Annotated in this window: 13 protein-coding genes; 8 read left to right on the forward strand and 5 right to left on the reverse strand. The window is 36.9% G+C overall.

Annotated features, from left to right (window positions below):
* Nucleotides 1-66: 66 nt before the first annotated feature.
* A complete protein-coding gene (pnuC, locus tag AADV52_RS06430; RefSeq protein ID WP_014919322.1) occupies nucleotides 67-807 on the reverse strand; it encodes a nicotinamide riboside transporter PnuC in 741 nt (246 codons plus the stop codon).
* A gap of 340 nt (nucleotides 808-1147) precedes the next feature.
* Here pnuC and AADV52_RS06435 point away from each other — a divergent pair, with 340 nt between their 5' ends.
* Together AADV52_RS06435 and AADV52_RS06440 are read left to right on the forward strand one after the other, a co-directional pair.
* Nucleotides 1148-2899 (forward strand): collagen-binding domain-containing protein, encoded by a 1752-nt coding sequence (locus tag AADV52_RS06435; RefSeq protein ID WP_014919323.1) that lies wholly within the window; start codon nucleotides 1148-1150, stop codon nucleotides 2897-2899.
* A gap of 18 nt (nucleotides 2900-2917) precedes the next feature.
* Complete coding sequence (locus AADV52_RS06440) at nucleotides 2918-3028, forward strand: LPXTG cell wall anchor domain-containing protein (RefSeq protein ID WP_201726561.1); 111 nt, start codon at nucleotides 2918-2920, stop codon at nucleotides 3026-3028.
* 483 nt (nucleotides 3029-3511) lie between these two features.
* On the opposite strand, the gene AADV52_RS06445 is transcribed toward AADV52_RS06440, so the two are convergent.
* Together AADV52_RS06445 and AADV52_RS06450 are read right to left on the reverse strand one after the other, a co-directional pair.
* Nucleotides 3512-4249, reverse strand: a complete 738-nt coding sequence (locus tag AADV52_RS06445; RefSeq protein ID WP_014919324.1) for a PAS domain-containing protein — start codon at nucleotides 4247-4249, stop codon at nucleotides 3512-3514.
* 160 nt (nucleotides 4250-4409) lie between these two features.
* A complete protein-coding gene (locus tag AADV52_RS06450) occupies nucleotides 4410-6014 on the reverse strand; it encodes an ATP-binding cassette domain-containing protein (protein WP_014919325.1) in 1605 nt (534 codons plus the stop codon).
* A 121-nt stretch (nucleotides 6015-6135) separates the two neighbouring features.
* On the opposite strand from AADV52_RS06450, the gene AADV52_RS06455 reads away from it, so the two are divergent.
* The 6 genes from AADV52_RS06455 to AADV52_RS06480 all read left to right on the forward strand — a co-directional run bounded on the left by AADV52_RS06455 (nucleotide 6136) and on the right by AADV52_RS06480 (nucleotide 11005).
* The gene (locus AADV52_RS06455; RefSeq protein WP_003627833.1) at nucleotides 6136-7050 is read left to right on the forward strand and encodes a prolyl aminopeptidase; all 915 of its coding nucleotides are present in this window, start codon (nucleotides 6136-6138) and stop codon (nucleotides 7048-7050) included.
* Nucleotides 7051-7139: 89 nt separating this feature from the next.
* Nucleotides 7140-8141: an adenosine deaminase gene (add, locus tag AADV52_RS06460; protein ID WP_014919326.1), complete on the forward strand. Its 1002-nt coding sequence runs from the start codon at nucleotides 7140-7142 to the stop codon at nucleotides 8139-8141.
* Nucleotides 8142-8188: 47 nt separating this feature from the next.
* Nucleotides 8189-8692 (forward strand): nucleoside 2-deoxyribosyltransferase, encoded by a 504-nt coding sequence (locus AADV52_RS06465; RefSeq protein WP_003627831.1) that lies wholly within the window; start codon nucleotides 8189-8191, stop codon nucleotides 8690-8692.
* Nucleotides 8693-8842: 150 nt separating this feature from the next.
* Entirely contained in the window at nucleotides 8843-9019 is a 177-nt protein-coding gene (locus tag AADV52_RS06470; protein WP_227028434.1) for a hypothetical protein, read from the forward strand.
* Between the two features lie 81 nt (nucleotides 9020-9100).
* Nucleotides 9101-9448, forward strand: coding sequence for a PepSY domain-containing protein (locus tag AADV52_RS06475; RefSeq protein ID WP_014919327.1), 348 nt, complete (start codon nucleotides 9101-9103; stop codon nucleotides 9446-9448).
* A gap of 255 nt (nucleotides 9449-9703) precedes the next feature.
* Nucleotides 9704-11005, forward strand: coding sequence for an extracellular solute-binding protein (locus AADV52_RS06480; protein ID WP_014919328.1), 1302 nt, complete (start codon nucleotides 9704-9706; stop codon nucleotides 11003-11005).
* A 52-nt stretch (nucleotides 11006-11057) separates the two neighbouring features.
* Here the strand turns inward: AADV52_RS06480 and efp are convergent, their stop codons facing one another.
* The gene (gene efp / locus AADV52_RS06485) at nucleotides 11058-11630 is read right to left on the reverse strand and encodes an elongation factor P (protein ID WP_003629975.1); all 573 of its coding nucleotides are present in this window, start codon (nucleotides 11628-11630) and stop codon (nucleotides 11058-11060) included.
* Between the two features lie 34 nt (nucleotides 11631-11664).
* Nucleotides 11665-12579 carry a type I pantothenate kinase gene (gene coaA, locus AADV52_RS06490; RefSeq protein ID WP_003629976.1) on the reverse strand — a complete coding sequence of 305 codons (915 nt, stop codon included), beginning with the start codon at nucleotides 12577-12579 and terminating at the stop codon, nucleotides 11665-11667.
* Nucleotides 12580-12633: the final 54 nt, after the last annotated feature.

Genomic DNA, 12633 nt, shown 5'->3' on the forward strand with positions numbered 1-12633 from the left:
TGCTACATTTTACCATACGAAAAAAGCAGCGAAATCGCTGCTTTTTAAATCTTATTATTCAACTTTTTATTTTGAAATTTCCTTAAGTCCAGCATGACGACGTCCCATATTAAACCATGGTGAAACCGTAAATGCCAAAATATCATTTACAACATAAATCAATGAATTGATTGCCATTGCCAAGTTAGCATCCCCTTGTGCATAAGTAATGCCCCAAAGAATCAATTGGAAAACGCCACTTGCAGTCCACCAGAAGTATTGATTGTTGTAACGCATGAAGCACATAATTCCGGCAGTCAATGAAATGGCAAAACTAATTGCATCGACCCAAGGACGAGGATCATTAGTAAACTTGCCAATCAAGTAACCAGAAATCACATAAACAAGCAAGGTACCAACGATAGCAATGAGCCATTCCTTAGAGCCAAATTTTTTTAAGTGGTTTTTAGTATCATCATTCCATGACTTCACTGACAAAATGACTGGCAAGTCCAAAGTTGCAATATAAGCAATTTGTTCAAAGATGGAAAGATAATTCTTAGCAGACCAACCTGCATAAATGAAGCAAGCGGCAGAAACTAATCCTAACCATCCATTAATTGCCTTGGTAGCATTAATTGCCAATACGCAAAGCGTACCCAACAATGTACCAATAAAAGTAATTAAAGTTACGCTGGTAACCTTAGCTTGAATAAGCAATGCCAATTGAAAACCAAACGCAAAAAACCATAAACAATAATTTTGTACTGGCCACCCTTTTAATTGATTAAATAGCCAAACAAAATAATTCTCGTGTTCTCTTTCCATCTATACAAACTCCCTTTTGAATTTAGGTTCACAAATACAACATTTTGTGTCTTGTCCGCTTTTCCCTAATAAAAGCATCGATATATATCGTAATCTAATTAAGAATTTTATACAATCTTGAATCTTACAAAATATTGTGCTAATAGCATGAAAATTTATCTATATGTTGTGTTTTTGATATTTTTATCAGCTTCGGTCATATCTATACAAAATAACGATTCAAATACTTAAGAATCTATAAAGGTAAGAAAAAAACACTATTCTAAAGTGACGCTCCATCATATAATATAAATATAGTCAAGTGACATAATGTCACATTTGTGCAATAAGAAGTAAAATCATGTTTAAATCAACAAAATCACAATTTGCAATTAGAAAATTAACACAAGGTGCTGGTGCGGTTTTATTGACTTTTGGTATTTTTGCTAACACTACTTCTGGTATTGTGTCAGCTGCAGTAAATGAAAGTAGCGATGTAAATACTACTCAAATTGAAAATAACGCAAGTACTCAAAATTCTATTGAAGCAGAGTTAACAAGCGAAACTGCTCCTGAATCTACTACTGATGTTCAAGCTTCAAATATTGAACAATCAACTGAAGTTGAAACAGCAAACAATGATCAATCAACTCCAGTAAACTCAGAAACTACTCAAAATGCAGAATCAGTTTCTGAAAATACTCAAGTTGAAACTGCCACTGAGATCAACAAAACTGAAAATACAGACAAGCAAGAAACTACAGTAGAAGATGCAACTACTAATGATGTAACCACTGATAAAGATCAACCTACTACTGATAAAACTGAAACTTCTTCTCCAGAAAACACAGATCAAACAGAATCAACAACTACTAAGAAGCCAACCATTAACGTTGACACTGAAAAAGTAGAACAAGAAGATGAAGAAGAAACAAAGAAATTAGAAGATATCAAAAAATACATCGAAGAAGTAGCTGCAAAACACCCATTGGGAATCGCAGGCATCTTCCACATTTTTGGTAACGAAGTAGATGGTCAAGTGCACATCGCTTGTAATATTGCCGCAGATAAAGTTGGCGCTGGTGACTTCGGCACTAATTCAGGTGCTACTAGCAACTTAACTAATGGCGACATCCACTACATTGGCAGCATTGACCACTTCAACAAAATTAATGGTGACAACAAGTTAGTTATCTTTGCCCCAGACATTGAATACCGTACTTATGAAAATGGTGGTGCCATTCAAGTTAACTTTGGTACTAAGGATGAACCTAAGTGGCAAAAAGTTGACATCAAGCACAGCCACATTATTCAAGCTGACAAACCTTTAGACATTCAAGGTGAATTGGACAAATTAGGTGAGAAGTCAGATAACTGGGCAAGCCCAAGTCAAACTGAAGGCGTTAAGGCTGACTTCACTGACCACAACAACAGTTTGATTGATGTTTCTGAAGCTATCAAAAACGCTGGCGACAGCAAAGAACCTATTTATGTAACAGTCGACGCTAGTCACATTTCAGGTGATAACAAGCGCAACATCACTATCAAGGGCATCCCCGCTGGCGAAGACGCTCCGATCATTATTTTGAACGTTACTAATGTTCAAAACGGTGACTTGACTGTAAAGATACATCTTGTTTTAGAATACTCAGACCAAAACAATGTAAATGGTTCTAGTGAAAAGCACGACCAAGCTAACAAGTTATTGTGGAACTTCGGTACAAACCTTAACTCATTAAACATTGCGGGTGACTACCACTTGGGAAGTATTTTAGCTTCGAACGCACATATTACTACTAACGTAACTATGGACGGTAATATTATTGGGGACAAGGTTACTATTAAGGGTGAAAGCCACCGTTGGGACTTAGTTCCACCAATGGAAGAAATTCACATTCCGGAAGAACCGGAGAAGCCTACTCCAGACCCTGAACCTCAACCAGAGGACCCAACCACACCTCCTACAGATGAGGAACTTCCTCCTAGCGAAGAAGATTTCGTTCGTCCACTTCCTGAAAATGTAGTTAAATCTACAACAAACAAGGTTCAAGAACAAGCAACACAAGAAAAGGCAACCCCTCAAACAAGCACAAGTACAGTTGTTGAAACTTAAACTGAAAAAGAGATTGCTTTGCCAGAAACTGGTGAAAAACAAAACAAACTTATCTCCATCGGTGCTATGATGAGTGCAGTTGCAACAGCTATTCTTTCTCTTGGTCTTATCATCAAGAAGAAGAACTAATTACAAAAACGGCTCTTAACGAGTCGTTTTTTAATTATTTTTGAGCAGTGACACTATGTTATTTATAAACGACTAAAATCTTGGTACGATTAATAAAACGAATTTTAGAAGCGAGGCTGAATATATTGAGATCAAACATAACAAGTATTCCTAAACAAAGTAGTTAAATGTACTACTTCATTACTCTTATCATTTAGTTCCCCTTCTGTACCTACCAAACAAATTACGATTAATTATTACGATGCTGAATGAAATAAAGTCGGTTCTCATTCTCTTAATCTAGTTAAAGACAATTGGGTTATCACCAAGGATGCCTTAAGAATATTAATTGATTCGCATATTCCTCAATATTATAAAATCATGCCATACTTTGCTTATCCAGAAGAAGACGTTACTCTAAATAATATTCCTGACGAAATCATGATCGCAGTCAAACCAATCTACTAAAAAAGCGGCTCAACTTGAGCCGTTTTTATTTTGCTATTAGTGTTCAGAAGCACCAGTTGATGTATCTGGCTTTTCTTCTTTCTTCTCTTCTGGAGCCTTTTTCTTAGAAGCACCACTGACCGCATCTGGATCAGAATTTCTACGATAAGTTGCGCCAGTCGTTGCATCATCGTCAACTACCAGCTTTTGTCCAGTAGTCTCGCAGAAATATTTAACCAATGGATACAAGTCTTGTACCCATTCGTAAATACCGGCATAATTGCCATTATCATCTTCAACACGCTTATAGTAGTGTAAAATAAGCTTCTTCAAATTACCATTTGGCACTGGCATATAAACATCGTCATGACCATCCTGCTTTTCACGCAATGCATGAACAACTTTCTTAGCAGTAGGAATAACTTCCCTAATATCTGGGTGAACTGCCTTCATCGTGTCACCTACTTGATCAGGCGTACGCTTTGCCTTCATCTTGTAATTTGGATCAACTGGACGGTTATACCACAAGAATTGATTGTTATCGTCAACGAAGGTCATTTCACCAAGAGTATTGCGAAACATCCAATTAAGTTGATTTACTGTTAAAAGACCTGAATCAAGCTTAACGTAATCGTCGCCTTCTGCCGCATGAACTTTTTTAGCAGCTTTGTCTAACCAATCTGGGTCATTTTTATCAATGCCTTCAATCGTATATTTTGATTTACCTTTTGCATCAAAATCTTCTTTTAAGTATTCGTCAGAATTCATATTTTGTAACCATTTAGGTTCAGCCATAATTGTATCCCCCTAAAGAACTATCTTTTATACATGTTGATTATATCTTGTAAGCTCTTTCATTCCAATTAATTGATATTATTTATAGGAATATTCTTCGTATGAATATTATATATTAATTCATATAATTAAATGCATGAAAATAAGGGATTTTCATCCCTTACATCTTAGTTTCAACCGTATGCTTATCCAAATGAATAATCACATCAAACATAGCCTTTTCTTCTGGAGAAATCTTGTGGGCTACTTCTAGCACTGCTACCTTCGGATTCTTAAGCAACGTCTCATGAATATCCAATGACAATTTAGGATCAAGCGCACTCGTTGCTTCATCTGCTAGCAAAATTGGTCTGCCAGACAAAAGCGCACGCGCAATTTCTACTCTCTGAATCTGACCACCAGAAAGTTCGCTACCGTTTTCACCAACTTGCTTGTCTAAGCCTTGTTCTTTAACCAGCTCATCAAGTCCTGCCTCATGAATCACTTGCTTCAATTGCTCATCACTAACTTGTCTTCCTAAGGTGATATTAAAACGAAGCGTATCATCAAACATAAACGGCTTTTGGTTAACGTATGAATAGTAGTTATGGGCTGCGTCCCAATTACCCGTTACGTTTTTGCCATTCAGTAAAATCTTACCCTTCTTCGGCTGCTTCAATCCTAAGAGCAATCTAAGCAAAGTCGTCTTACCCCAGCCACTTGGAGCCATAAGCAAAACTTTTTCACCAGGCTTAATCTGCAGACTTACCCCATCAAAAATCTGTTTATGATCACTGCCAGTTACATAAGACAGGTCATTAACTTCCATGCCTTCAAAATGATCGATCTTCTGCTTGTCATTCTTCATGACATGCTTCAAGGCAACTTGTGTCTTTTCCCACATTGGAACGGTCGACTTAACTTGGTTGAATTCGTTAAAAAGCGTAACAACTGGCGTGATAAAGTTCATCGCCAAATCAACCATCATGACCAAGGTACCAACCTTTAAATTGCCTTGCATCATCAATATACCACCAATGGTACATGGAATAATGAAACAGAAAAGCTCTGCTGCAGAATAGATCAATTCCAATGCCCAAGCTTGGGTTAAAGTCATGTTTCTCAAAGCGTTTTCCATTTGTTGGGCCGCATTTGCTGCACGCGTAATGATATTTGTGCGCACGTTATACAGTTTAGTTGCTTGCGCACCATTTAATGAATCAGAAACATGCTGAGTATAGTTAGCATTAGTCTGGGCCCAGATCTTAGACTTTTTCGTAATGATTGGGCTAGTAATAATTTGCACAACTGCTGGTGCAATCGTTGCTACAACAAATACTAATGTCATCTGCCATGAACTGTAAAAGGCAAAACCAATCGCACCAATAAATGACAAACCTTGAAAAATCATGTCTAATTGAGCAGTAACACGGTTAGTTTCAATCTGCTTCAAATCATTCGTCATCAGTGACAAACCACTTTTAATATCTGGGTCCCCCTGATCAACCAGATATCGAAGATTTGCTCTCTTCAAAGTCATGTTCACATCACGAATGATTCCCATCTTAACCGTTTCATACACAAAGTTGCTGGCCATAAAACACATTTGTCCCAGAGCAGTCAATAAAGCTAATCTAACTAAATGCATGTAATCATGAGAACCAGACGAAGCAACGTTCAACATGATTTCAATCATATAGGCAACAAAGACAATGTTGCAGGCTTTAATTGCAGCTAAAATGGTGTAAGTAATCAGTTGGCTTTTCTTAGCGTATTTAAGACTCATATAGACCCCTTTTCTTTTTATTAAAATCATTATACCCGCTATCTTGCCTTTTTCTCAATCTGATACAATAATTAAAGTATCTTAACATTATTTTTAAACATAGAAAAGAAAGGATTTTTTAATGAAAACTGGTACTAAAATCATTACTTTAGACAACGGTTATCACTTGTGGACTAACACTCAAGGCGAAGGTGATATCCACTTATTAGCACTTCATGGTGGTCCCGGCGGCAATCACGAATACTGGGAAGACACTGCTGAACAATTGAAGAAGCAAGGTCTTAACGTTCAAGTTACCATGTATGACCAACTTGGTTCTCTTTATTCAGATCAACCTGATTATTCTGATCCAGAAATTGCTAAGAAGTATTTAACTTATGAATACTTCTTAGACGAAGTTGATGAAGTGCGTGAAAAGCTTGGCCTTGATAACTTTTACTTAATCGGTCAAAGCTGGGGCGGACTTCTTGTTCAAGAATACGCAGTTAAATATGGTCAACATTTAAAGGGTGCCATCATTTCATCCATGGTTGATGAAATTGATGAATATGTTGCTTCAGTTAACAGAAGACGTCAGGAAGTTTTGCCACAGACTGAGATCGACTTTATGCACGAATGCGAAAAAAACAATGACTACGACAACCAACGTTACCAAGATGACGTTCAAATCTTGAACATCAACTTCGTTGACCGTAAGCAACCTTCTAAGCTTTACCATTTGAAGGACATCGGTGGCAGCGCTGTTTACCACGCATTCCAAGGCGACAACGAATTCGTCATTACTGGTAAGTTGAAAGATTGGCACTTTAGAGATCAATTGAAAAACATCAAGGTTCCTACTTTGCTTACCTTCGGTGAAAATGAAACTATGCCAATTTCTACTGCTAAGATCATGCAAAAGGAAATTCCTAACTCACGCTTGGTTACTACTCCAGATGGTGGTCACCACCACATGGTCGATAACCCGGACGTCTACTATAAGCACTTAGCTGATTTCATTCGTGAAGTTGAAAACGGCACTTTTAAAGGTGAATAAAGATTGAAAAGAAGTCCAATTAGGGCTTCTTTTTTCTCCCTAATATGCTAGAATTAGAACAATTTAACATATTTTAAGGGGATGGCAATATGAGAAAACTAATTGATTTACACCTTCACCTAGATGGTTCCGTACCATTTACCACAATTAAAAAATTAATGAACATCCATGGTTTACCTACCATTGATGATCAAATTCTGCGGCAAAAATTATCAGTGGGTCCTGACTGCCGTGATTTAAATGAATTCCTGGAGAAGTTTGCTTTTTCCGTTCATTTAATGCAAACGGCAGCTGATCTACAACTGATCGTTTTTAGTCTGCTAAAAAATTTAAAGAAACAAGGACTGGTTTACGTCGAAATTCGTTTTGCGCCCCAGCTTCATACTGAGCAAAGTTTGACTCAAGAGGAAGTAGTGCGCGCAGCGATTGCCGGCTTAAACCAGTTTTTTAATTGGCAAAAAGATAATCCGACTGATCAACCAGAACTACATGCAAATTTATTGCTGTGTCTAATGCGGCTTAAGGATAATTATGAGCAAAACTTAGAAACCGTTGAAACGGCCAAGCATTTCCTAGACCGCGGCGTCAGTGGACTAGATCTAGCCGGAGCTGAAACGCCCGCATTTTCCATCAGCAATTATGCTTCTTTATTTAGTCTGGCTAGTAGAGAAAGCATCCCCTTCACCATTCATGCAGGTGAAGCTATGGGACCCGAATCCATTTATCAAGCGCTAGATTTAGGGGCCAAGCGGATCGGTCACGGCATTCGCTGCGTTGAGGACAAGCAGCTAGTAGCAGACATTATCCAAAATAGGATCACGCTAGAATGTTGCGCCACTTCGAATCTGAACACCAAGGCTTTCAGCCAGATCGACCACTACCCTGTCAAAAAATTGCTGCATCAGGGAGTCAACGTCACGCTTAACACCGATGACATGACCATTTCTAATATCGACCTACCTCATGAATACAAATTATTAGAGGATAAAACTGGTTTAACTAGTAGCGATGAAAAACAGCTCTATTTAAACGCAGTTAATGCCGCATTTTGTTCAGAACAAGAAAAAAGTCGTTTATTATCTTTAATCTAAGTATGCTAAAATCAAACTAATTTTTAAATTATATACGGAGGAAAATTATGAAAGCAGTAGTTCCAACAGGAAAAATTTATTTAGGCTCACCATTTTACAGCGATGCTCAAAGAGAAAGAGCAGCTAAGGCAAAAGAGTTGTTAGCAAAAAATCCAAGCATCGCGCACGTCTTCTTCCCCTTTGATGATGGTTTCACCGATCCTGATGAAAAGAATCCTGAAATTGGCGGCATCAGAAGCATGGTTTGGCGGGATGCAACTTACCAAAATGATTTAACTGGTATTTCGAATGCCACTTGTGGCGTCTTCTTATATGATATGGATCAATTAGATGACGGCTCTGCCTTTGAAATTGGCTTCATGCGTGCGATGCATAAGCCGGTGATCTTGGTGCCATTCACTGAGCATCCCGAAAAAGAAAAGAAAATGAACCTGATGATCGCACAAGGCGTAACCACCATCATTGATGGCAATACTGAATTTGAAAAACTAGCTGATTATAACTTCAACGAATGTCCTTCTAATCCAGTTCGCGGTTACGGTATCTATTAATATCAATAAGCAATTTCTTAATTTCATTAAGAAATACATAAGTAGGTGACAAAATGTCATTTTTAACCATACTTATTTTGGGTAAGCGCGTATAATTAATATCATGATATAGAGAATGATATTGATGTAAATGTGTCAAGGAGAATGCGTATGAATAAATTAACTAAATTAACTGCTGGTGCTGCTCTTATCGGAGCTTTAGCTATCGGTACTGTTGCATATAGCAATGATATAACAGAGGACTACTATGAAAAAAATTATCAACCCCTTTTTAATTGGTGTTATCGGCATTTTGATCGGTATATTTTCGACTATTTTCTGGACTAAACACCAACCACAAAAACCCATTAATTTTTCTATTATCAATAAAAACGTTGTTCCTAAAAACGTGAGTTATCTAGCAATAAATTGCCACAAATCAGAATGAATCAAGCTTCTGCGATCCAAAGATTCAAGTCCTTGTATTCAAATGCAGCAATTAAATCAATTACTTTGGCTTTACGAAATGATATTTACGTTTATACGATCGTGGGCTTTGACTCTGTAAAAGATTGCACCATTCAAATCGATGCCACTAATAATAAAATCATTGGTCAATCTACTCAAATTTTGGATTACGACTATGTCAAAGAAGAGGCTTTAAATCTTAAAAAGACTATTTCAAGACAAGAAGCAAATGAAATCGCACTTAGAGATTTGCGTGGCGCCACCACAATTCTTTGGGAATTAACTGACGAAAATAGTAAAGCCATTTGAAAAATTAATTTGATTTATCAAAACCAAAAGCGTGAATTAAAAATCGATGCTTTAAATAAAAATATTATTTAATCAAAAAAGCCGATTGCAACTTAGCATTGTAATCGGCTTTTGTTATATACGATCAAAATCAATTCTCCCATCCTTATAACACATTTTAGCTAAAATACAAGATCTTGTAGTCAATAATTTATATGTTACAATATCTAGCGCTTGATATTATATTTATCTATTATATTTATCGGAGGATTATTTATGAGACTAGGTAAAAAATTAATCACTTTTGCTGTAGCTGGCCTTGCCTTAGTTGGTACAGCTGCTTGTTCCAATGGTAAAAACAATTCATCTTCAAATGATGCTAAGATTCCATCAAAAATCACTAAAAAGACTACTGTAGTATTTTGGCACGGGATGCATGGTGCACAAGAAAATACTCTCAAGCAATTGACTAGTGATTTTGAAAAGAAGAACCCTAACATCAAAATCAAGCTTGAAAACCAAGGTTCTTACATTGACTTGCAAGGTAAGATCAACTCTACCATGCAATCACCAAAGAACTTGCCAACAATTACTCAAGCTTACCCTGGCTGGTTATATAATGCCGCTCAAAACAAGATGTTGGTTGATTTAACTCCTTACATCAACAATAAGAACGTTGGTTGGGGCAGTGCTAAGGCTTCTGATATTAGAACTGAATTGTTAGATGGTGCTCAAATTAAGGGTACCCAATATGGTATTCCATTTAACAAATCTATCGAATCTTTGACTTACAACAAGACCATGTTCAAGAAATATGGCATTAAAAAAGTTCCTTCAACAATGGAAGAACTTAAGCAAGTTTCTGAAACCATCTACAAGAAGAGTAACCACAAAGTTGTTGGTGCCGGTTTTGATTCATTAGCTAACTACTACACCCTTGGCATGAAGGATGAAGGCTTTAACTTTACTGATAAAATCAACTTCACTGGTGCTGCTTCTAAGAAAGTAATTAACTACTACGCAGAAGGCGTAAAAAAGGGTTACTTCCGTGTAGCCGGTTCTGAACACTACTTATCTGGTCCATTTGCTAATGAAAAAGTTGCAATGTTCATCGGTACTTCTGCAGGTGAAGGCTTCGTAAAACAAGGTGTGGGCAACAAGTTCACTTATGATGTTGCTCCTCGTCCAGGCAAATACACCATGCAACAAGGTACTGATATCTACATGTTTAAAGAAGCTTCATCAATACAAAGAGCAGCTGCCTTTAAGTACATGAAATTCTTAACTTCTGAATCTTCACAACTTAAGTGGGCAAATGCTACTGGTTACATTCCAGTTAACAACGGCGTACTTGACGACAAGGAATTCCTTGATAACAAGAACATCAAGATGCCTACTAAGTTAAAGAGCGCAACGAAGCACCTCTACAGTGTTCCAGCTGAAAAGAATTCTAACGCAGCTTACAACCAATTAAACAGCATTATGCAAAACATCTTGTCAGCAGCTCAAAAGGGACAAAATGTTAATAGCCAAATTGACAATGGCAAACAAAAATTTGATGCTGCTTGGAAGCAATAAATTGCAACTTAAAAAGGACTCTCCAAAGAGAGCCCTTTTATTTTACTTATTTTTATCTAGGTTGGCTATCAGCACGTGACTTGTAATCACCATTTTCGGTACCGATAATCAACTTTTCGCCTTCCTTAATGAAGTCAGGAACTTGAACAACCAAGCCTGTTTCCATGGTAGCTGGTTTACCACCCCCGGCAACAGTAGCACCCTTAATTTCTGGTTGGGTTTCCTTAACAGTCATTTCAACAGTTGTTGGCAATTCAATACCAATGATCTTGTTGTCACCAGTGAATTCCATATCTACCATGATGTTAGGCATCAAAAACTTAACATCATCACCCAATTGATCAGCTGAAATTTCGTATTGGTCATAAGTTTCAGTATCCATAAAGGTGTAAACATCACCTTCACCATAAAGGTATTGTGCAGTTCTTTTATTTACATTAACTAAATCAACCTTTTCAGTTGGACGCATAGTCTTGTGGACAACGGCGCCGCTCTTAACGTCACGCAAATCCATTTGCATAACGGTGTTACCCTTACCTGGCTTATGGTGGTTAGCCTTTAAAACCTTAATCAACTTACCATCTTGGCTAAAAATCATACCTTTTTTCAAATTAATTGCTTGCATAAAAAATCTCCTTATCTAATTAGATTATAACAAACTAAATATGTCTCAAATAAATCTTATCAATTAAATGTCCATCAGTCTTATGCAAAATTAAGCTTGCACGTTCCTTAGTTGGAGCAATATATTCACGTAGGTTTACTAAATTTACCATTTGCCATACTTCTTCCGCAAACTGCATCGCTTGATCCAACGGACCATTTGCCATTTGATAATAAAAGTTATCGGGTTTGTTTTTATTTAGCTTCAATATCTTTTGGAAACGTTGCATATACCATTTTTCAATCAAATCTTCTTCTGCATCGATATAAATTGAAAAGTCAAAAAAGTCACTAGTCACAACTTGTCCACTTTCTGGGAGTTGCAAGGTATTAATTCCTTCAATAATCAAAATATCAGGATTCTTCACATGACCATATTTTCCAGGGACAATGTCGCTTAATTCTTGTGAATAAAGTGGGTAAACAATATCTTTTTTACCACTTAAAACATCCCGCAAAAAATCGCTTAATAAAGCCATATTGTAACTTTCAGGGAAGCCTTTGCGTGACATTAAGCCTTGGCGCTCTAGTTCCTTATTTGGATAAATAAAGCCATCAGTGGTCATTAAATGTACTTTCAAATCTGGATAGGTTCTTTGCAAAAGCAACTGCAAAAGGCGCGCCGTAGTTGATTTGCCTACCGCTACGGAACCTGAAATACCAATGATGAACGGAGCTGGTTCAAATGATTTATGCAAAAATTTAATCTGTGCTTGACGCGCTTGTTGCTTATCCTGATAGACTAAATGTAAGTAGCTAATTAAACTAGTATAAATCTCATGAACATCGGTTAAATCAACTACATCACCCAGTGACTTGATTTGCGCTAATTCTTCTTTTGTAATATTTGCTTTATTTTTTGGAGCTAATTTAGCCCATTCATTTCTTTTAAAACTTGTATAATTTCTCATGATAATATCCATTTTTCTTATATCTACACTTACTAATTATAATTGAAAGGCATT

The sequence above is a fragment of the Lactobacillus helveticus genome (assembly GCF_046109915.1).
GTDB lineage: Bacteria > Bacillota > Bacilli > Lactobacillales > Lactobacillaceae > Lactobacillus > Lactobacillus helveticus.

Coding starts and splice junctions, on each gene's coding strand:
- efp (WP_003629975.1), bottom strand. CDS start 11,630: ATGCAAGCAATTAATTTGAAAAAAGGTATGATTTTTAGCCAAGATGGT.
- add (WP_014919326.1), top strand. CDS start 7,140: ATGAGAAAACTAATTGATTTACACCTTCACCTAGATGGTTCCGTACCA.
- AADV52_RS06435 (WP_014919323.1), top strand. CDS start 1,148: ATGTTTAAATCAACAAAATCACAATTTGCAATTAGAAAATTAACACAA.
- AADV52_RS06455 (WP_003627833.1), top strand. CDS start 6,136: ATGAAAACTGGTACTAAAATCATTACTTTAGACAACGGTTATCACTTG.
- pnuC (WP_014919322.1), bottom strand. CDS start 807: ATGGAAAGAGAACACGAGAATTATTTTGTTTGGCTATTTAATCAATTA.
- AADV52_RS06465 (WP_003627831.1), top strand. CDS start 8,189: ATGAAAGCAGTAGTTCCAACAGGAAAAATTTATTTAGGCTCACCATTT.
- coaA (WP_003629976.1), bottom strand. CDS start 12,579: ATGAGAAATTATACAAGTTTTAAAAGAAATGAATGGGCTAAATTAGCT.
- AADV52_RS06450 (WP_014919325.1), bottom strand. CDS start 6,014: ATGAGTCTTAAATACGCTAAGAAAAGCCAACTGATTACTTACACCATT.
- AADV52_RS06445 (WP_014919324.1), bottom strand. CDS start 4,249: ATGGCTGAACCTAAATGGTTACAAAATATGAATTCTGACGAATACTTA.
- AADV52_RS06470 (WP_227028434.1), top strand. CDS start 8,843: ATGAATAAATTAACTAAATTAACTGCTGGTGCTGCTCTTATCGGAGCT.
- AADV52_RS06480 (WP_014919328.1), top strand. CDS start 9,704: ATGAGACTAGGTAAAAAATTAATCACTTTTGCTGTAGCTGGCCTTGCC.